The sequence below is a fragment of the Dactylosporangium sucinum genome (assembly GCF_014647515.1).
In the GTDB taxonomy this organism is placed as follows: Bacteria; Actinomycetota; Actinomycetes; order Mycobacteriales; family Micromonosporaceae; genus Dactylosporangium; species Dactylosporangium sucinum.
The window spans coordinates 47,278-66,758 of the sequence record NZ_BMPI01000042.1; the positions used below are offsets into that span (position 1 = coordinate 47,278).

20 protein-coding genes are annotated in these 19,481 nt (G+C 74.0%); 3 read left to right on the forward strand and 17 right to left on the reverse strand.

Annotation, left to right across the window (positions count from 1 at the left end; all coding sequences use genetic code 11):
• Nucleotides 1-33: 33 nt before the first annotated feature.
• The 5 genes from IEZ31_RS35135 to IEZ31_RS35150 all read right to left on the reverse strand — a co-directional run bounded on the left by IEZ31_RS35135 (nucleotide 34) and on the right by IEZ31_RS35150 (nucleotide 4,995).
• Entirely contained in the window at nucleotides 34-753 is a 720-nt protein-coding gene (locus IEZ31_RS35135; protein ID WP_190254376.1) for an SDR family oxidoreductase, read from the reverse strand.
• Between the two features lie 159 nt (nucleotides 754-912).
• The gene (locus IEZ31_RS58950) at nucleotides 913-2,190 is read right to left on the reverse strand and encodes a WD40 repeat domain-containing protein (RefSeq protein ID WP_308429462.1); all 1,278 of its coding nucleotides are present in this window, start codon (nucleotides 2,188-2,190) and stop codon (nucleotides 913-915) included.
• Nucleotides 2,117-2,809 carry an Hsp70 family protein gene (locus IEZ31_RS57085; RefSeq protein ID WP_229836135.1) on the reverse strand — a complete coding sequence of 231 codons (693 nt, stop codon included), beginning with the start codon at nucleotides 2,807-2,809 and terminating at the stop codon, nucleotides 2,117-2,119. The genes IEZ31_RS58950 and IEZ31_RS57085 overlap by 74 nt, the downstream gene beginning before the upstream one ends.
• A gap of 83 nt (nucleotides 2,810-2,892) precedes the next feature.
• Nucleotides 2,893-4,743 carry an asparagine synthase (glutamine-hydrolyzing) gene (gene asnB / locus IEZ31_RS35145; protein ID WP_190254378.1) on the reverse strand — a complete coding sequence of 617 codons (1,851 nt, stop codon included), beginning with the start codon at nucleotides 4,741-4,743 and terminating at the stop codon, nucleotides 2,893-2,895.
• 87 nt (nucleotides 4,744-4,830) lie between these two features.
• Nucleotides 4,831-4,995, reverse strand: coding sequence for a hypothetical protein (locus IEZ31_RS35150; protein WP_190254379.1), 165 nt, complete (start codon nucleotides 4,993-4,995; stop codon nucleotides 4,831-4,833).
• Between the two features lie 229 nt (nucleotides 4,996-5,224).
• Here IEZ31_RS35150 and IEZ31_RS35155 point away from each other — a divergent pair, with 229 nt between their 5' ends.
• Both IEZ31_RS35155 and IEZ31_RS35160 read left to right on the forward strand, forming a co-directional pair.
• Complete coding sequence (locus IEZ31_RS35155) at nucleotides 5,225-5,623, forward strand: DUF6010 family protein (protein ID WP_190254380.1); 399 nt, start codon at nucleotides 5,225-5,227, stop codon at nucleotides 5,621-5,623.
• A gap of 185 nt (nucleotides 5,624-5,808) precedes the next feature.
• A complete protein-coding gene (locus IEZ31_RS35160) occupies nucleotides 5,809-6,726 on the forward strand; it encodes a diacylglycerol/lipid kinase family protein (protein WP_190254381.1) in 918 nt (305 codons plus the stop codon).
• 195 nt (nucleotides 6,727-6,921) lie between these two features.
• Here IEZ31_RS35160 and IEZ31_RS35165 read toward each other — a convergent pair whose 3' ends face one another.
• From IEZ31_RS35165 to IEZ31_RS35180, 4 genes are all read right to left on the reverse strand, one after another.
• Nucleotides 6,922-7,182, reverse strand: coding sequence for a hypothetical protein (locus IEZ31_RS35165; protein WP_190254382.1), 261 nt, complete (start codon nucleotides 7,180-7,182; stop codon nucleotides 6,922-6,924).
• 239 nt (nucleotides 7,183-7,421) lie between these two features.
• Entirely contained in the window at nucleotides 7,422-7,832 is a 411-nt protein-coding gene (locus tag IEZ31_RS35170; RefSeq protein WP_190254383.1) for a VOC family protein, read from the reverse strand.
• Between the two features lie 11 nt (nucleotides 7,833-7,843).
• Nucleotides 7,844-8,263, reverse strand: a complete 420-nt coding sequence (locus IEZ31_RS35175; protein WP_190254384.1) for a helix-turn-helix transcriptional regulator — start codon at nucleotides 8,261-8,263, stop codon at nucleotides 7,844-7,846.
• 98 nt (nucleotides 8,264-8,361) lie between these two features.
• Complete coding sequence (locus IEZ31_RS35180; protein WP_190254385.1) at nucleotides 8,362-8,769, reverse strand: cupin domain-containing protein; 408 nt, start codon at nucleotides 8,767-8,769, stop codon at nucleotides 8,362-8,364.
• Between the two features lie 160 nt (nucleotides 8,770-8,929).
• Here IEZ31_RS35180 and IEZ31_RS35185 point away from each other — a divergent pair, with 160 nt between their 5' ends.
• Nucleotides 8,930-9,436 (forward strand): DUF1269 domain-containing protein, encoded by a 507-nt coding sequence (locus IEZ31_RS35185; RefSeq protein WP_190254386.1) that lies wholly within the window; start codon nucleotides 8,930-8,932, stop codon nucleotides 9,434-9,436.
• Nucleotides 9,437-9,484: 48 nt separating this feature from the next.
• Here IEZ31_RS35185 and IEZ31_RS35190 read toward each other — a convergent pair whose 3' ends face one another.
• The 8 genes from IEZ31_RS35190 to IEZ31_RS35225 form a co-directional block, all read right to left on the reverse strand.
• A complete protein-coding gene (locus IEZ31_RS35190) occupies nucleotides 9,485-11,401 on the reverse strand; it encodes a serine/threonine-protein kinase (protein ID WP_190254387.1) in 1,917 nt (638 codons plus the stop codon).
• A 16-nt stretch (nucleotides 11,402-11,417) separates the two neighbouring features.
• On the reverse strand, nucleotides 11,418-13,349 hold the full coding sequence (locus IEZ31_RS35195) for a cation:proton antiporter (RefSeq protein ID WP_190254388.1): 1,932 nt from the start codon (nucleotides 13,347-13,349) through the stop codon (nucleotides 11,418-11,420).
• Nucleotides 13,346-14,134: a protein kinase domain-containing protein gene (locus IEZ31_RS35200; protein ID WP_190254389.1), complete on the reverse strand. Its 789-nt coding sequence runs from the start codon at nucleotides 14,132-14,134 to the stop codon at nucleotides 13,346-13,348. Before IEZ31_RS35200 ends, IEZ31_RS35195 begins: the two co-directional genes overlap by 4 nt.
• 32 nt (nucleotides 14,135-14,166) lie before the next feature.
• Nucleotides 14,167-15,183: an FHA domain-containing protein gene (locus IEZ31_RS35205; protein ID WP_229836124.1), complete on the reverse strand. Its 1,017-nt coding sequence runs from the start codon at nucleotides 15,181-15,183 to the stop codon at nucleotides 14,167-14,169.
• Complete coding sequence (locus tag IEZ31_RS35210; RefSeq protein ID WP_190254390.1) at nucleotides 15,180-15,617, reverse strand: hypothetical protein; 438 nt, start codon at nucleotides 15,615-15,617, stop codon at nucleotides 15,180-15,182. Before IEZ31_RS35210 ends, IEZ31_RS35205 begins: the two co-directional genes overlap by 4 nt.
• Nucleotides 15,618-15,633: 16 nt before the next feature.
• On the reverse strand, nucleotides 15,634-17,142 hold the full coding sequence (locus IEZ31_RS35215; RefSeq protein ID WP_229836125.1) for a hypothetical protein: 1,509 nt from the start codon (nucleotides 17,140-17,142) through the stop codon (nucleotides 15,634-15,636).
• A 524-nt stretch (nucleotides 17,143-17,666) separates the two neighbouring features.
• Nucleotides 17,667-18,440 (reverse strand): ABC transporter ATP-binding protein, encoded by a 774-nt coding sequence (locus tag IEZ31_RS35220; protein ID WP_190254392.1) that lies wholly within the window; start codon nucleotides 18,438-18,440, stop codon nucleotides 17,667-17,669.
• Nucleotides 18,437-19,480: a FecCD family ABC transporter permease gene (locus IEZ31_RS35225; RefSeq protein ID WP_190254393.1), complete on the reverse strand. Its 1,044-nt coding sequence runs from the start codon at nucleotides 19,478-19,480 to the stop codon at nucleotides 18,437-18,439. Before IEZ31_RS35225 ends, IEZ31_RS35220 begins: the two co-directional genes overlap by 4 nt.
• Nucleotide 19,481: the final 1 nt, after the last annotated feature.

Sequence of the window (19,481 nt, forward strand, 5' to 3'; positions counted from 1 at the left end):
CTCGCCGAGTCGCGCACCTTGTTCGCCGGGCGGTCAGGTGAGCGGCTCGCCGCCGTCGATGTGCAGGGTGGTGCCGGTCAGGAAGGGGCTCGTCATGGCGAAGAGGACGCCGTCGGCGATCTCGGTGGCGGTACCGATGCGACGGGCCGGGTTGCGGGAACTGATCATGTCGAAGTAGGCCGACTTGGTCTGGTCGCCGAACTCGTCCCAGGCGCCGGTGTCGACCACGCCGGGTGAGATGGCGTTGACCCGGATCGGGGCGAGTTCGAGGGCGAGCGATCGGGCGAGGACGTCGGCCGCGCCGTTGGTGATGGCCACGGCCATCGTGCCAACGGCGAGCTTCGCCGCGGCGACGCCGGAGAAGATCGTTATCGAGCCGTCGTCGCCCATCCGCGGCGCCAGGTGCTTGGCGAGCATGAGCGGCCCGATCACCTTGGTGTCGAACGAGCTGCGCACCTCGTCGCGGTCCAGCTCGGCGAGCCGCCCACGGGCCCGCGCGGACGCGGTGGAGACCACGTGGTCGACGGTGCCGAGCCGCTCCCCCAGCTGCTCGATCGAGCGCTCGTCGGTAAGGTCGACGGTGTCGGCGGCGACCCCGGGCTCGTCCCGGTAGGCGGTTTCGAGCCCGGCCCGGTTCCGCCCGGCGGCCACGACGCTGGCCCCGGCATCCCGCGCGGCGAGGGTGACGGCTCGCGCGATCCCGCTCCCCCGCCCGACGACGAGCACGGTCCGATCCTTGAGACTTCCGCTCATGGGGCGATGCCTTCCCCATGAGCGGCGTCTTACCCGCGGACGCCGAACGGCCTCACAGTATCGGCTCCATCTCGGTGCGGGTCGCCGTGGAGCAGCACCACCGCCGGCACGGCCGGCAGGGGCCCGAACGTGACGAGCACGCGCCGACGGGGATCCCGGTCATGGGCCCAGGCGGCGGACGCGGACGTGGTCGTCGCCGGCCGTGGCGAGCCATTGCCCGTCCGGGGACCAGGCCAGCGACTGTACCCGCTGGGGGCCGTCGATCCGGCCGAGGTGGGTTCCCCGCTCGGCGTCCCACACGGAGGTGCCGCCGATGCCGCCCGCCGCGATGTGGCGCCCGTCGGGTGACCAGGCCAGCGTGTACAGGCCGAAGCCGTGGCCGTCCAGCACCTCCGGCTGATGCGAGGCACCCCAGATTCGCACGGTCTTGTCGTGGCTCGACGTCGCCACCCGGGAGCCGTCCGGCGACCATACCGCCTGTGAGACGGCGCTGTCGTGGCCGGTCAGCGTGTCCACGTGCGCGCCGGTCGCCGGATCCCAGATGCGGGCCGTGTTGTCGTAGCTCGCCGTCAGCAGGCGCGTGCCGTCCGGGGACCAGGCGACGGAGGAGACCATCGTGCGGTGGCCGTGCAGGACGCGCAGCTCGCGGCCGCCGGCGGCGTCCCAGACGCGGGCCGTGTCGTCGTAGCCGGCGGTGGCGAGGAAGCGGCCGTCCGGGGACCAGGCCGTCGCATACACCCGGCCGTCGTGGCCCTCCAGGTCGTACAGCCACTCCCCGCCGCCGGAGCGGACGGTCACCTTCGGCCCGGTGCCGGACGTGGCGAACCGCTCGCCGTCCGGGGACCAGGCCAAGGTCAGTGAGGCCCGGTCACCGCCCACGGTGCGCGCCTGCCGGCCGGTGGCCGCGTCCCAGATGCGGACCGGGCTCTGGTTGCTGGACGTCGCCAGGTGGCGGCCGTCGGGCGACCAGCCGACCCGCACGGTGTCCTCGGACGGCGTCGAGAGCGTGTACCGGTCGGTGACGGTGGCGCCGTCCCAGGCCGGTGCGGGGCGCGGCACGGCGGCGAGGCCGACTGTGGCCAGCCAGTCCAGGCTGCGGACGCGCTCGCCCGGCTCGGCGTGCGTGCGGGCCAGCACCCCCGCGCGGCCGGGCGCCGAGAGCCGCACGAGCGCGCCGCCGGGCGTGCGCAGCAGGGCCAGGCGGTCGCCCGCGGCGAACGGCTTGCCCTCCTCGACCAGCCAGCGCAGCAGGGTGGCGACGCCGTCACCGGGCAGCTCCCAGCAGAGCGGCTGCAGGCCCTCGTCGAGCAGCGCCGGCGGCACGCCGTCGTCCGGGGCGCGGGTGGCGTGGGCCGCGGTGATGTCAGCGGTACCGATGCCGCACCGGGACAGCAGGTCGAGGCAGCACTCGACGGTGTCGTCGACCAGGGGCGCCACCAGCCGGGCCAGCTCGGCCCGGTCGAGCCGGTACGGCGGCGCGGCCGGCGTCAGGTAGTCCTCGACCCGGCCGACGTCGCTGAGCTGGTGCTTGACGCCGCGGACGAAGTCGGCCAGCTGGACCCGCACCCGCGGCGAGCGTCTCGGCCAGCTCGGGATCGGCCTGCCCGCGCAGGTGCCGGGCGATCAGCGCGTCGACGTCACGGCCGCCGCAGTCGTTGAGCGCGGCGTGCCCGAGCACCTCGTGCGTCCCGTTGTCGCCGAACCGGACGAGGGCGGCGTCGAAGGTACCGCCACCGAAGTCGTACACCAGCACGAGGTCCCCGGCGGCGAACGGCGCCCCGGAGATCGGCCCGAGCGCCGCCGCCACGGGCTCGGGCAGCAGCTCGACCTCGGCGAACCCGGCCGCCTCCCCCGCCGCGACCATGCGATGCGAGCGCGCGTCCCCGTGCCCGTACGACGCCGGCACGGTGAGCACGAGCCGGTCCGCGGGCTCGGCCCGCCCGGCGACGGCCCGCAGCACGGCGACGAGGTCGCCGGGCGCATAGTGCCCGTCGCCGAGCGGAACGGTGGCGTCCTGTTCCGCGTCCTTCCTATCGGGTACCGCGGCCGGACGCACATCGTCCAAACTGCCCGTGTTCAAGCGGCCCGGCACCACGACGAGCGGCCGTGGTCAGGGTGCAGGAGTACGACTGCTGCGGATCAGGTGAGCGCCAGCCGGACCGGGTAGCGGCGCAGCCACAGGTTGAGGCCGAGCAGCAGCTCGACCGAGCGGCGGCTCATCCCGAACCCGCTCTCCTCCAGCGGGGCGGCCAGCATCTCCCGGACCCGCGGCGGGTTGATCAGCTCCGCGATCGGTGCCTGCGGGTCGGCGACGACCTCGGTCAACGACTGGCGCAGCGTCCGTTCGTACACCGGATCCTGGGTCGACGGGTACGGGCTCTTCTGCCGGCGCAGCACCGACTCGGGCAGCAGGTCGGCGACGGCGGCGCGCAGCACGCTCTTCTCCCGGCCGTCGAACGCCTTCATCGACCACGGTGTGTTGTAGACGTACTCCACCAGCCGGTGGTCGCAGTACGGCACCCGGACCTCCAGCCCGTGCGCCATGCTCATCCGGTCCTTGCGGTCCAGCAGGGTCTGCAGGAATCGGGTCAGGTGCAGATAGGAGATCTCGCGCATCCGGTGCTCGGCCGGCGACTCGTCGGGCAGGTGATCGACCTCGGTCAGTGCCTGCCGGTAGGCGGCGTCCCGGTACCCGTGCAGATCCAGCGCGCGCTCCAGCTCCGGGGCGAACAGTCCCTGTGCGCTGCCCGGCCGATCCGGCAGCGCGGTCAGCCAGGGGAACCCGTTGGCGTTGATCGCGGTGGGGTCGTGGAACCAGCGGTACCCGCCGAACACCTCGTCCGCCGACTCGCCGGACAACGCGACGGTGGAGTGCTCCCGCACCGCGCGGAAGAGCAGGAACAAGGAGGTGTACAGGTCGCCGAGGCCGGTCGGGACGTCGTTGGCGACCAGGACTTCCGTGCGGTACAAGGAGTCCGTCAACTCGCCGCTGTTCAACACGATGTCGGCGTGCTGGGAGCCGACGTGCTTGGCGACCTCGTGGACGTAGGGCGTGTCCGGCTCCGGCCGCATCGCGTCCGGGTGGAAGTGCTCGGTCTGTCCGACGAAGTCGACCGCGAACGAGCGCACCGGCCCGAGCCCCTGTTCCCGCGACCCGAGTGCGGCGAGCGCGGTGACCGCCGACGAGTCGAGCCCACCGGACAGCAGGGTGCACAGCGGTACATCCGCGATCAACTGCCGGCGAATGATGTCTTCCAGCAGGTCTCGCACGGTGTGCACGGTCGTGTCGAGGTCGTCCGGATGCGGCCGCGCCGACAGCCCCCAGTAGCGGCGCGTCCGGGTCCCGTCCCGGTCTACGACGACGACGTGGCCCGGCCGGACCTCGTGCACCCCGCGATACACGCCGTGCCCCGGCGTCTTCACCAGCGCCAGCAGCTCCCGCAGCCCGTCGAGGTCCACCTCGGCCGACACGTCCGGATGGGCCAGAATGCTCTTCGGCTCCGAGGCGAAGAGCACCCCGTCCGGCGTCGGATGGAAGTACAGCGGCTTCACCCCCATCCGGTCCCGGACCAGCAACAGGCGCTGCCGGCGACCGTCCCATACCCCGAAGGCGAACATGCCGTTGAGCCGTTCGGCGAATTCGTCGCCCCACTCGAGGTAGGCGTGGAGCACGACCTCGGTGTCGGAGTCGGTCCGGAAGTCGTGTCCGAGCGCGCGCAGCTCCGCGCGCAGCTCCCGGTAGTTGTAGACCTCCCCGCTGTAGGTGAGTGCGACGGTCGGCTGCCGGTCCTCTTCGGCGAGCATGGGCTGCACGCCGCCCGCCAGGTCGATCACGGCCAGCCGGCGATGCCCGAAGCCGCAGTGCTGATCGAACCAAAGCCCTTCGGCATCGGGTCCGCGGAGCGCGGCGGTGGCCGTCATGGCCCGCAGCGCCGACTGCTCGTGTCCAAGATTTCGGTCAAACGCGACCCAACCGACAATTCCGCACATCGTTGGGCCGTACCCAGCCAGCGCCGCGCACAATCGCTCGCAACGCCCGACCTCGTGGGCGTCGACGAGATCACCCGGATCGTGTCGTCACGGGCTGCGCAGCGCGCGACAAGCCAGCTCGACCCAGCGGGTGCGTTCCGCCCGCGGGGACCGGGCGTCCGGGGCGGAGCGCAGCAGCAGGGCGATGTCGTCCACCGTGAGGTCGGGGTGGAGGGCGCCGTCGGCGTGGCCCGCGGGCCCGGACGGCTTCATGGAGATCCGCGGCTACCCGCACCGCGTCGAGGCAGGCCGCCGCGCCCACGACCCCGACGCCCAGCGGCGCCTGTGGGCGGCCTCCGAGCGCCTCACCGGCGTCACGTTCGGGGTCTGAGCGCTGGCGGGAATCCCGTTGGTTTCTGGCATCGACGGACGCTGCGGTACCGCCGGTGCCCGGTTAGCTTCGGGTCGGCCGGCGACGGCCGGTGACCGGAGGAGGACCGCGATGCTGGGGTATGTCGTGCCCGTGGCGATCGGGCTGCTGTACGTGGCCCTCAACTCGTTCGTGCCCGAAGCGCACCGGCAGCGGTTCAACGCCGTCATGGTCGGCGGGGCCGGCGGGGTGTACATCAGCGGCGGCGGGTTCGGGCTGTGGGAGCTGGGGTTCGCCGCGGTCATGGCGGCCGTCGCGTTCGCCGGGCTGCGGTCGTACGCGTTCATCGGGCTCGGCTGGCTGCTGCACACCGCATGGGACGTCGCCCACCACCACCGGGGCGCGCCGATCATCCCGTCGCTGCACGACTCGTCGTTCGGCTGCGCCATCTGCGATCCGGTGATCGCCGCGTGGTGCTTCTGGCTCGCGTTCAGACGGCCGGCAGCGGTCCCGGTCAGCGACGGGGCTTGAGGCCGTCGATGCAGACGGCCGGCACCGGCCCGCTGGGCCCGGTCGAGCAGGGCGCCGACGGCCCGGCGCAGCCCGAGCCGCGCTACGCACCCGCTCCCGCGACTACTTCGACCACCTCACGGCCGCCCGGGTCCGCGGCCGGCTCGACGACCTGGTGGCCGCCGTCAACGGCTAGGCTCGGTGCGATGCGGACGAAACGGGAGCTGACCGAGGCCATCCGGCAGGACCGGCGGGCGGCACTGGTGGTCAACACCCGGGCGCGGCGCGGCCGCCGGTTCTACGCCGAGGCGCGGTCGCGGCTCGTCGCCGCCGGCTTCTCGATCGAGGTCGCCGACTCCGGCGGGCTGGAGGAGCGGCTGCTCGCCGCCGTCGAGGGCGGCGCCGACCTGGTCGTCGCCGGCGGCGGGGACGGCACGATCAGCACCGCGGCGCGCGTGCTCGCCCACCGCGACGTCGCGCTCGGCCTGCTGCCGCTGGGCACGACCAACAACTTCGCGCGCACCGTCGGCATCCCCCTCACCCTCGACGAGGCGGTCCGCACGCTCACGGACGGCGCCGTGATCGACGTGGACCTCGGCCTCGCCGGGGACGTGCCGTTCACGAACCACATCGGCGTCGGGTTGTCGGCGCAGGTGATGCTGTCCGCGCCCCGCCGGCTCAAGCGCGTCGCCGGCCGGGTCGCCTACCCGGTCACCGCCGCGGCCCTGCTCGCCCGCCACCGGCCGCTGCGGGCGGTGCTCCGCACGGACGGCCGGCGGCACGAGTTCCAGACGCACCAGTTGTACATCGCCAACGGCGGCTTCCACGCCGGCCGCCCGATCACGGCCGACGCGCACGCGGACGACCGGCTGCTGATCGCGTATCCGGTCGGCGGCCCCAGCCGCTGGCAACTCGTGCGCGAGACGGCCCGCAACGCGGCCACCGGCCACCGCCGCACCCTGGCCGACGAACCGTTCCTGGCCACGGACGAGCTGTGGCTCGAAACCGACCGCCCCGCCCCGGTGGAGGTCGACGGCGAGCCGCGCGGCGAGACCCCGCTGCGCATCGGCCTGGCGGCGAACGCGCTGCGCATCATGGCCCCACCCGGCACCCCGGACCACTGACGTTCAGCGGCGAGGGGTCGACGAGCCGGCGGATGCCGCAGCGGCGTCCGGCGCCGCCGGCATTCACACGGCGGACGAGACGCCGCCGGCGTCCGCGAAGCGGGCCACCGCGGCGAGGAGAGCCTCCCGCTCGGTGGCGACCCGCAGCCGCGCCGCCCGGCCGGTGAGCCACTCCCCGGTCAGCGCCGGCCGATCCTACGACTGGCGGTCGCCGCCGAGGAGGGTGCCGAGATAGATGAGGGCGCCCGCCGCGCCGACGACGGTGCCGGACAGCACGAGCGCCTCGTAGGCGGCGTCGCGCCGGCCGGGGGCGAACGCGAGGGTGCCGGCGACGGCCAAAAAGGCGATCACGCTGGCGAGCACGGCGCCGACAAGGATGAGCCGGCCGGAGTGGTACATCACCCGGCCGACGACCCGCGCGCTCACCCGTTCCCCCGGCGTCCGCTGGAGCAGCACGGTTCGCAGCGTACTCAACCCGAGGGTGTCACCGCAGGGCGATCGCAACCGCAGCCAGATGTTGACGCTAGTCGATTTATGACCTGCTCAACGCCGCGCCCTAGGGGAACAGCGTCAGGTCCGGCCGGAGGGCGACTCGGCGCAGGGCCGGCAGGCGGGCGGTGACGTACTCGCGGAAGCCCTCGACGTCGGTTGCCATACCCCTGCAGACACGCGCACCGGGCCGCCGGGTTGCCCGGCTAACCCTTGGGCTTCTGGTTGAACCGCAGCATGTTGCCGGCCGGGTCGCGGAACGCGCAGTCGCGCAGGCCGTAGGGCTGGTCCATCGGCTCCTGCAGCACCTCGGCCCCGCTGGTCGCGAGCCGGTCGAACAGCGCGTCGACGTCGTCGGTCTGGAAGACGAGCCCGGACAGCGAGCCCTTGGCGAGCAGCGCCTTGATCGACTCGGCGTCGCCGGGCGAGCGGGCGACGCCGGCCGACTGCAGGACGATGCCGAGCTCGGGCTGGTCCGTCGGACCCACCGTGAGCCAGCGGGCGCCCTCCATCGCGACGTCCTGGCGGACCTCGAAGCCGAGCGCGTCGCGGTAGAAGCCGAGCGCGGCCTCGTGGTCGTCGACCTCGAGGAAGGTGTGGGTGAGTTTCAGCTCCATGCCACCGCACGCTACCGGGCCGGGTTGACCTGCGCTTCTTTGTTCCTGCTCGGGCGGGTGACCAGCTTGGCCCAGCACGCCGGGATCGGGGCGAGGTCGCCGTGGTTGCGGGCCCGATAGGCGCTCGGGCTCTCCCCCACCAGCTCGGTGAACCGGGTGCTGAACGAGCCGAGCGAGGTGGCGCCGACCGCCATGCAGACCTCGGTCACCGACAGGTCGCCCCGGCGCAGCAGGGCCTTGGCGCGCTCGATCCGGCGGGTCATGAGGTACGAATACGGCGTTTCGCCGTAGACGACGCGGAACTGGCGGGCGAAGTGCGCGGGGGACATCAGCGCGGTGCGGGCCATCGCGGGCACGTCGAGCGGCTGCGCGTAGTCGCGGTCGATCAGGTCGCGGGCGCGGCGCAGGTGCTTGAGGTCCTCCGGCGTCACCCGGCCAGCATCCCACAACCCCCTCCCACCTGCGCAGGAGCCCGGACAACCACGGAGTGTTCGGTGACGGACGCGGAGGGCGCCGGCTGGGCTGGCAACTAGGCGGATCGCCGCCGGCCGGCCCGCTGGGCGAGTTCGTCGGGCGGGACGAGGGTGAGCATCGGCTTGCCCTCCTCGCAGAACATCGTGACGGTGAACCTCACCGGCCGGTCGTCGCGGTGGTTGCCGTCCTGGTAGTGGATCACGTCACCGCCGGGCTCCCAGAACGCGTCGCCGGCCCGCAGCACGCGCGGCGGCTCGCCCTCGAGCTCGAACACCATCTCGCCCTCGACCACGTACCCGAACGCCGGTCCGGAGTGCCGGTGCGGCGGCGTGCCCGGGTCCCCGGGCGGATACTCGACGACGATGGTCATCACGTGGCCGTCCGGCGGGAAGAACGGCGGGTGGGCTTCCTGCAGTACCGTGACCGCCGTCCGCCAGGCGTCGGACCTCGTCGTGTGCGTCATGCGCGCCCGCTACCCGTGAAGTCGCGGCGCAACCACGGGGCGTCCGTGCAACCGGGCGTAGCCCGGACCGGGTGGGTTCGGACCGGCCGTCCGCCGCGACGCTTGCCAGGAGCGGCGCCCAACCGGTGGGGCCGCCGGCCGGTGTAGAAGGGAACGATCCATGACTGATCTCGTTGCGATCGGCTACCGCGACCTGTCCACCGCCAACGCGGCGCGGGACAAGATCATGGACCTGCAGCGGCAGGGCCTCATCACGGTGCGGGACGCCGCGGTCGTCGACGTCGGGCCCGACCGCAAGATCAAGATCCACCAGTCGACCTCGATGGCGGCCGCGGGCGCGGCCGGTGGGGCGCTCTGGGGTGGGCTCATCGGGCTGCTGTTCCTCGCCCCGTTCCTCGGCATGGCGGTCGGCGCGGGCGCCGGCGCGCTCGCCGGCAAGGCCACCGACGTCGGCGTCGACGACAAGTTCATGAAGGACCTCGCCGCGTCGCTCGAGCCCGGGTCCGCGGCCATGTTCCTGCTCGTCGACCAGGTGACGGTCGACAAGGTGATGTCGGAGATGGCGCCGTACAACTTCGGCGGGCGGCTCCTGCACAGCTCGCTGGACATGGAGGCCGAGCAGCGCCTGCGGGCCGCGATCGAGGCCCAGCACATGGCCCACGCGTGAAGTGGCCGGGGACCCGGGCGGTCGGCGTGACCGTCCGGGGAACCCCGCTCAGGGCGTTGGGACGCGGACCTCGATGTTCGTGAACGCCACCGAGAACGGCGGGTCGGCGGTCGTCTTCGGATCGGGGAAGATGCCGAGCACGACCCGGCCGACGTCGAACGTCGGGTCCTTGTAGGTGCCCAGCGGCTGCCCATCACGGGTGAAGGTCATGTCGGGGCCCTTCGCAACGATGCCGACCTTCACGAGGTCGTTGACGCCGAGCAGCGCGGCGAACGGGTACGTGCCCACGGTCGTCACCGCCGACGGGCCGCCGACGCCGTGGGTGAGCACGTAGTAGCCGTCGGCACAGACCCGCAGCACGTAGCCGCCGGTGTCGAAGCGGAACCAGATGCCGGCGCAGCTGGCGGCGGTCTGCAGCCGCACGTCGACCGTCATGGTGAAGTCGGTGAGCTGGTCCCGCGCGCCTGGGCAGCGGTAGGAGCCGACGCTCTGCCGGGTGACCACGAGCGCGTTCTGGAACGCGCAGGTGGTGTCGTTGTCCTTGTCCTCGCGCGGCTGCCAGCGGTTCTCGCTCGTCAGCCGGTCGAAGAACAGCACCTGGTCCGCGGCGCCCGACGGCGAAGCGGCCGGGGACGTGGGGGCGGCACTGCTGGAGGACTGGGCCTGGGGGCTCCGGTCGGGCAGCGGGATGACGCCGTACATCAGGCCGGCCACCGTCAGCGACGTCACCAGCGCGACGACGGCGACAACAACGAGCGTGACCCGCCCCCATCGCCCCGACGAGGGCCCGGGAGGGGCGGGCGGCGGCCCGGACGTCGGCCCGTCGCCGGCCGGCGCGGGCGAAACCGGCAGCGGCGCGGCTGCGGCGGCGACCGGCGCGGCTGCCGCCGGCACGTGCGGCACGGCCCCGTCGTCGAACCGCGTCGTCGCGTCGGTGGAAAGCCCCGCGCCCGCCCCGACCCCAGCGCCCGGCGAAGGCGCGGCCGGGGACGGAGGAGCGGGATGCGCGGGAGCAGCGCCGGGCGCAGCGACAGTGCCCGGCGAGCCGGCGCCGTCGAGGGCCGTGGCCACGTCCGTCGCCTGGGCCTCCTCCACCGCGGCCAGCAGCTCCGGCTGCCGGGCGAGCGCCGACTGCGCGGGCGCCGCCGTGAGCAGCCGGTCGATGAGCTCCCGAGCCGTGGGCCGCTCGGCCGGATCCTTGGCGAGGGCCTGCTCGACCAGGTCGCGCAGCGGCCCGGACAGCCCGGTCAGGTCCGGCGGCTGGGTCAGGATCCGCGCCGCCACCACCGGCGCCGCGTCGGAGCCGAACGGGTTGCGGCCGGTGCCCGCGTACGCGATGACCGCACCCCACGAGAAGATGTCCGCCGCCGGGGTCGTGCTGCCGCTCGACTCCGGGCCGAATCGCTCCGGGGCCATGTAGGCCACGGTGCCCACCACCTGGTCGGTCCGCGTGTGCCCCGTGGTGGCCTGCGGCGAGTGGGCGATGCCGAAGTCGATGACCTTCGGGCTGCCCGCCGCGAGCAGCACGTTGTTGGGCTTCAGGTCGCGGTGGACCACGCCGGCGCCGTGGATGGCGGTCAGCGCGGTCGCCACCCCGATCGCCAGGCCGTGCAGGTTCGCCTGCGAGAGCGGTCCCCGGTCGCGGACCACGGCGGCCAGGCTCGGCCCGTCGACGTACTCGACCACGAGGTACGGCCGCTCGTCGTCGGGGGCGGCGTCGAGCACCTCCGCGGTGCAGAACGGCGGCACCTGCCGGGCCCGGTTGACCTCGCTGCGGAACCGGCGGCGGAACTGCTCGTCGTGCGCCAGGTCGATGCGCACCACCTTGACGGCGACCGGCACGCCGTCGGGGGCGGTGGCGAGGTAGACGGTGCCCATCCCGCCCTCGCCGAGGCGGCCGATCACCGTGTACCGGCCGAGCCGCCGCGGGTCCCCGTCGCGCAACGGCGCGTGGTTGCCGGTCATCGTCGTCCTCTCCAGGTCAGGCGGGGGCCGGCACCGGCGCGTCCAGCCGGGCCCGCACGAGCAGGTGCGCGCCCGCCGCCGCGCCGGTGGCGACGACGAGCGCCGACGGGGGCGCCGCCCGGCCGGCGGCGGCCGACTGGCCGAGCTCGTCGAGCACCGTGACGATACGGCGCGGCGCCCGCGGCCCGGCATCGACCACCAGGACCGCGTCGCGGGCGGCGGCGAGGTCGGCGCCGACGCGCACCGCGGCCTCGCCGTCGGCGTCGTCGCCGGCCCGGACGACGACCGCGTCCCAGCCCGCCGGCAGCGGCGCGACGACGGTCACCAGCCGGGGCCCGGCGGCGGCCAGCTCCGGGTGGTCGCCGCTGAGCACGACCGTGTCGGGGCGGGCGACGTCGATCTGGGCCCGGACCTCGGCCGCCGGGTCGGCGCTGAACCGGGCGAAGACCGGCGCCGCCGGCCCGCGCTCGCGGACCGGCTCGGCCAGCCTGTTCAGCTCGGCCATCGACGCGGTCATCGCGAGCAGGTCGCCGGACAGCCCGGAGCCGACCTCGATGCGCGCGTGCTCGTAGGGCACGACCCGGCTGAGCAGCACCTCGGCCGGCTCGCGCCGCACGGCGAGGTCGGTGGCGAGCTCCACCACGGGCGCCGCCGCCGTCCCCGGTGGCACGACGACCAGGACGCGGAACGCCTCCGGTACACCCAGAGCAGCCTTCTGCAGGTCGGCGGCGTCCTGCTCGACCATCCGCCGCGGATAGACGACCGCGAGCAGCGGGCCGGCCATCGCCGTGGTGACCAGCGCCATCACCACCATGAGCGAGAACAGGTCGGCGGGCAGGATGCCCAGTTGCAGGCCGACGGTGAGGATGACGATCTCGGTCAGGCCGCGGGTGTTCATCAGGGTCGCGAGCGCGCCGGAGCGGCGGGCATCGATCCGGTTGAGCCGCGCCCCGGCGTAGGCGCCGAAGAACTTGCCGGTGATCGCGACGGCCAGGATGAGCGCGAGGTCGATCAGGCCGCGACCGTCCACCGTGGACAGGTCGACGCGCAGGCCGGCGATGACGAAGAACACCGGCAGCAGGACGAGGACGCTGAGCTGCTCCAGCCGTTCGAGGGTCTCGTGCCGCAGCGCCTCGCCGCCGAGCCGGGGCATGACCGCGCCGAACAGGAACGCGCCGAAGATCGCGTGGATGCCGATGGCCTCGGTGAACCAGCACGACAGCAGCAGCCCGATGAGGATCACGGCGAGGATGTCGGGAGTGAGCCGGCCGGCCCGGTCGCGGGCGGCGACGAGCCGCCGCAGGAACGGGCGGACCACCAGGAACATCACCAGCACGTACGGCAGGGCGAGCAGGACCTGCCAGGGCACCTCCCCGCCGCCGGTGCCGAGGGCGACGACGCCGGCGAGCAGGGTCCACGCGACGACGTCGTCGACGGCGCCGCTGGCCAGCGCGAGGCCGCCGACCTCGGTGCGCAGCATGCCCCGGTCGGTCAGGATGCGGGCCAGCACCGGGAACGCGGTCACGGACATCGCCGCGCCCATGAACAACGCGAACGGCGCGACATTGGCGACGTCGTGGTGGCCGGCCAACCAGAAGGCGAGCCCGATGCCGAGGCCGAGCGGCAGCACGACGGAGCCGACCGACACCGACACCGCGGCCCGGCGCCGGCCACGCACGGCGGCCAGGTCCACCTCGTAGCCGACGATGAACATGAACAGCACCAGCCCGACGTTGGCCAGGCCGGCCAGGGCGGTGCGCACCTCGGCCGGGAACAGCCAGCCGCTGACCGCGGCGCCGAACAGCGTGGGGCCCAGCAGGATGCCGGCCAGGATCTCACCGACGACCGGCGGCTGGCCGAGCTTGCGGGCGGCCAGGCCGAGCACCCGGGCCAGCACGACGATGCAGGCGAGGGCCAGCATGAGCTGCCCGACGGCGTGTGCGCTCATCCAAGCGAGCCGATCTGCTCGGCGACCGCCGCGGCGGACGGCCGCTCACCGGCCGGGCCCAGGCAGGCGCGGACGACGTCGGCCACCGGTTCGGGCAGCGCGCCGCTGACGTGTGGCGGCGCCGCCAGCACCTGGCGCAGGGCGAGCAGGCCGTCGCCGGCCGGCAGGTTGCCGTAGACGCCGGTGCCGCTCACCACCCGGTGCAGCAGCACGCCGAGCGACCACACGTCGGCGGCGGGCACCGGCCGGCCGCCCATGAGGATCGCCGGGTCGACGTACTCGACCGCGTCCAGCGGCCCCATCCCGGTGATCGTCACGCCCTCGGTGAACACCTGGGCCAGGCCGAGGTCGGAGAGCCTCCCGCCGCCGGGGTGCAGCAGCACGTTGCCCGGCTTGACGTCGCGGTGCACGATGCCGGCCGCGTGCAGGTCGGCGAGCGCCCGGGCGGCGTCGGCGACGGCCCGCAGCGCGGCGGCGGGGGAAAGCGGCACGGCCGGGCTCGCGAGGGAGCCGTCCGGCAGGTACTCCATCGAGTAGTAGAACGTCCCGTCCTGCTGGCCGGCGTCGAACGGGCTGACGAGGTACGGCGACGTCACCGCGCCGAACGCGGTCAGCTCGCGCACGGCCCGGCGGAACGCGGCGTCGGTCGACTCGGCGGAGAGCACCTTGACGGCGACGAACTCCACGTCGACCGGCAGCCGGGCCGGGCGGCGGGCGAGGTAGAACTGTCCGTGGTTGCCGGCGCCGAGCGGCCGGATGAACTCGTAGTCGGCGATTCCCTGCATGTCGGCCGGGGTCCCTTCACGAAGCGCGGACATCACGGATTGCGGTGCGACTCGTAGCGCAGCCACCGGCGACCGAAGATGATCTTCGAGCCGGGCCGGACCTCCACGGCGCCGCCGGCCGGGACGCGCGGCGCCTCGTCGGCGCCGGGGTCCTGCACGTAGGTGCCGTTGGCCGAGCCGAGGTCGACCACCCGCACGGTCCAGCCCGACAGCTGCACCCGCAGGTGCCGGCGGGAGATGCCGCCGTAGGAGTCGGCGATGCGCAGCGGGCGGGCCCGGCCGGTGGCAACGTCGGGGTCGCGGCCCGGGTCCCGGCCGACGACGTAGTCCGTGTCGGCCCGCAGCGTCATGCCGTTGTCGAGCAGCAGCACGCCGAGCGGCGGCCGGGGCCCGAGCCGGCTCACGAGCGTCAGCTGGTGCATCGCGATGCCGCAGCGCTGGCAGTACCGCAGCGCCGGGTCGTTGAAGTGGCCGTTCTTGCAGTCGACCCCCTCGACGAGCACCTCCGTGTCGGCGACCGGCTCGGCCGGCGCCAGCGGCGGCGCGAAGCCGGGCACGAGCAGCACCGCCTCGAACGGCCGGCCCGGCTCCGGCGGCGCCGGCGCTCGTTCGGCGCCGAACCGCGCGGTCAGGCCGGCCCCGCCGACGACCCCGGCGTCGAGGCGGGCGAGGGGATGGGGCGCACCGGCCCCGGGCAGCGCCAGCCGTACCGCCGCGACCGGCCCGGCGACCACCCGCATGGCCGGCCCCGGGCCGGTCACGCGGACCTGTTCCTGGCGGCCGTCGATCTCGGCGGTGGCGTGGCCGCACACGAGGACCGCCAGGTCGCCGGCCGCGGTCGGGCCGGCCACGGCGCAGCTGAGCTCGCCGGCCGGGAACAGCTCGGCGACCCGGGCGGCGAGGTCCGACCCGTCGCCGCCGTCGGCCGCGATCCGCTCGACGATGGCCAGCAGGTCGTCGGCGCCGGCCGGCTCGGCGACCGCGAGCAGGGCGCCCGCCCGGGCCACGAGGCCGGGGCCGGGCATCGGCAGTACCGTCGGATCCGTCACGTCAGCCGCCCGCCCCGGAACCGCCAGCGCAGGAACGGCACCCGCATCGGGCCGTTCGCGGCCAGCCAGACGGCCAGCCACACCGCCGCGAACTGCAGCACGAACGCCGTCAGCGGCGGGGCGGCGTCGATGCCCGGCACCGCGCCGGCGCGCAGCAGCAGCCACAGCACCACCGCCTCCGGGACGCCGGTCAGCAGGCCGAACAGCGACGGCCAGTCCTTCTCCCAGCGGAACTGCATGAGGAAGTGGTAGAGCAGCTCCCAGCCGATGCCGAGGACGGCGACGGCGGCGAGCACGAGGAACGCCGTGCGGTAGCGCTCACTCGCCGGCCCGTCGCCGGGCAGGAGCGGCACGATCAGCGCCGTGACGGCCGAGCCGACGACGGCGAGCAGGAAGATCCGGGTCTGGAGGCGACCCGACAGGATGGGCACCATTGTTGGGTTCTCCGTCTCAGATCGGGCGGCCGAGCGCCCAGCGCCACCACTGCACCGTGGAGCGGACCGGTCCGATGCGCCGGCACCAGCCGCGCCGGGCGAGGTCGTCGGCGATCTCCTGGGCGGCGATCTGCAGGCCCAGGAACGTGTCGACGCCGGGGAAATAGCCGCCGAGCGTGGTCGTGCCCGACGCGTAGAGCGCACCGTCGCCGCTGGCCGTGCCGCGCACCTCGAAGTGCCGCTCGACGTCGAGCCGGCCCAGCGGGTTGCGGCCGGCGCCGCCGTGCTCCAGGAGGTCGGCCAGCACGCGGTGCTCCGCGATGTCCGCCTCCAGGCCGGTGCAGTCGATGATGTAGTGCGCCCGGATCTCGCGGGTGCCGTCGTCGCCGTTGACCAGGCTGACCAGCGTGCCGTCGGTGTCGGGCCAGACCTTCTCGACGGTGCCCTGCGCGGCGCGGTACCAGCCGGCCTCGCGTCCCTCGCGCATCTGCTGCTGCCAGCGGCGCCGCTTCGGGGTGTTGGTGCCGCCCATCCCCTTGTAGGCGGCGGCCCGCTCCTCGCCCTCCAGCCGGCGCATGCGGGCCTTGAGCTGCCCGCCCCACACCGACTTCGGGTAGTTGAAACCCTGGTAGGCGAAGCCGTCGCCGCCCTTGCGCCGGGCCCACCAGTGCGGGCCGTGCGCGCCGGTGACGAACGTGCGGAACAGGTGCTCGACCTGCGTCTGCAGCCCGTGCTTCGCACGGTCGTCCATGAGCCGCTGCAGCACGCGCGAAGCGACGATCCCGCCGCCGCGCACCAGCACCGTGCCCGGCCGCGTCTTGAGGAACTCGTAGACGTGCTCGTGCGGCTCGTACGCGTTGACGACGTGCTCGAAGTCGCCGTGCTGCTCGCGGAACGCCTGGAGGTCGGGCAGGAACCGCAGCCCCGGGTAGCCGACCGCGAGGTGCACGAACCGCGACCGGTACGCGACGCGCTTGGTCGGGCCGCCGCTCGGCGGGGTCAGCACGGTGAAGTAGCCGCCCGGGTCGCGCTTGCGGACCATGCGCACGACGCCCTTGTCGACCATCGCGTCGTAGCCGATGCGGTCGGACTCGCGCCGCAGCCCGGCGAAGACGTCGCCGGCGCGCGGGGTCCAGTAGTCGGCGAAGACCGGCTCGCCGAGCACGTGCAGCAGGGGCCGCAGGGTGCGGTCCCGCCAGGCCTCGGCCAGCGCGTACGACGGGAAGCCCCAGATGTTGTCCGGCCTCGACGAGGAGTCCGAGCGGATCCGTTCCGGCTCGGGGATCTGCGAGACCCGCGTCAGGTACTGGTACGTCTGCCACGGGTGGTCGATGTTGGACAGGACCCGGATCTGTTCGGGCGGCACGCCCGCGATCCGCAGGTAGTCCACGGTGACGAACGAGCCGATCCCGCCGCCCACGGTCACGAACGGCGCGTCGCGCACCGGAATGCCGGCCCGGGCGACCATGTCGTCGGACCAGACGGCGGTGCCCGTCAGCTCCGGCGTGAGCTCACCAAGATTCATATGCATCCCCCGATTTGTGTGCCATACGGGTAGCACACCGGGAGATCGCCGGGCAATACACGATGTGGACAGTGACCGCGAGGCGACAGTCACAGCCGCGAACCGCCGGTTCGTTACATGGTAGGGAAACTGCTGCTGGAGCACCGGTTTCCCTACCACGTCTCCGGTTGCCCGGGAGCGCCCGCCCCGCCGATCACCGCCCGGCCCGCGAGCCCGGCCCGCGAGCCCGGCCCGCGAGCCCGGCCCGCGGGCTCGGCGTTGCGGCGGGCTCGGCCGAACCGGCGTCCACCCTCAAGTTGATCTCGAATTCCGAGGGTAGATCGACCAACGTCTTCGCATAGTCGACGCGGGCCGGTCGGGGCGCGCGGGGCGCGAGCCACGGCGGGCGTCCGGCGCGGGCTTCAGCCCGCGAGCTCTGGGCACGACGGCGACGGCAGCGTCCGTGGCGCCGGGGCGGATGCACCGGCGCCACGAGCGTTGTCTGGCGGGAGCGACGGTCGCGCCTTGCGCGGACCCGAGGCGTCCTAGGCGGGCACGATGATCGGGGTGCCCGCCACCGGGTCCGGGACCACGACGCACGCCAGGCCGAAGACCTTCTCGATCAGCTCCGCCGTGACGACGTCCACCGGCGCGCCCTCGGCCACGATGCTGCCGTCCGCCATCGCGATGATGTGGTCGCAGTAGCGGCACGCCAGGTTCAGGTCGTGCATGACGATCACGATCGTCCTGCCCGACTCGGCGTTGAGCTTGCGGAGCAGGCGCAGCAGCTCGACCTGGTGGTTGATGTCGAGGTACGTCGTCGGCTCGTCGAGCAGCAGCAGGTCGGTGTCCTGGGCCAGGGCCATGGCCACCCACACGCGCTGCCGCTGGCCGCCGGAGAGCTGGCGCAGCGGGCGGTCGAGGAGCTCGGCGGTGCCGGTGGCGTCCAGCGCCCGGGCGACCGCGTCGTCGTCGGCGTCGGTCCAGCGGCGGAACCAGCCCTGGTGCGGGTACCGGCCCCGGGACACCAGGTCGGCCACGGTGATGCCGTCGGGCGCCACCGGCGTCTGCGGCAGGAGCCCGAGCACCTTGGCGACGTCGAGCGTGCTCAGCGAGGCCATCTGCCGGCCGTCGAGGTACACCGTGCCCGCGCGCGGTCGCAGCAGCCGGGCGAGCCCGCGCAGCAGCGTCGACTTGCCGCAGGCGTTGGCACCGACGATGGCGGTGACCTTGCCCTCCAGCACGGTCACGTCGAGGTCGGCGACGACGGTGCGGTCGTCGTACCCGAGGGTCAGCTTCTCAGCGCTCAGCCGGGTCATCCGCCCGCTCCTTGCCGGTTCGTGGTGGCCAGCAGCCACAGGAGGTACGGTGCGCCGACCGCGCCGGTGACCACGCCGGTCGGGAGCGGGGTGGGCAGCAGGTGCTCGGCCACGAGGTCGGCGCCGAGCAGCAGGGCCGCGCCGGCCAGGGCGGCCGGGACGATGCCGCCGGTCGCCGGGCCGAGCAGCCGGTTCGCGATCGGGCCGGCGACGAGCGCGACGAAGATGATCGGGCCGGCCACCGCGACCGCGAGCGCGATGAGGGCCACCGCCGTGGCGAGCAGGCCGGCCCGGCTGAGCTCGGTGCGCGAGCCGAGCGCGCGGGCCGTGTCGTCGCCGAGTTCCAGGGCCCGCAGCGCTCGCTGCAGCACCACCGCCAGCGGCAGCAGCACCACCAGCGCGCCGAGCAGCAGGCGCAGCTCCGGGCCGCTCGCCTGGCCCACCGAGCCGGTCAGCCAATGTATCGCCTGCCGGGCCTCGAAGAGCTGCGCCCGGGTGAGGACGTAGCCGGTGAGCCCGTCGAAGAAGACGGCCACGCCGATGCCGATCAGGATGAAGCGGTACCCCGTGACGCCGTCGCGCCAGGCGAGCACGTACATGAGCGTCGCCGCGACGACCGCGCCACCGAGCGCGAACCCGGTGATCGCCAGCCCGCCGGCCTGCAGGACGACGATGCCGGTGACGGCCGCGAGCCCGGCGCCGGAGGTGATGCCGACGAAGTCGGGCGAGGCGAGCGGGTTGCGCAGCAGCTGCTGGAAGATCGTGCCCGAGGCGCCGAGGGCCAGGCCCACGGCCAGGCCGGACACCGCGGTCGGCAGGCGCAGCTCGCGGACGACGAAGTCGACGCCGGGGTTGTCGGCCAGGTGCAGCACCGACGTGATGACCTCCCCGGCGCTGAGCCGGAAGCTGCCGACCATCATGGTGACGACGAACAGCGTGGCCACGGCGGCGGCGAGCCCGCCGGTCACCACCGCGAACCGGGTGCTGCGGCGCCGGCGGTTGGTGCGCAGCGCCCGCACAGACTCAAGCGTCGCGGTCACG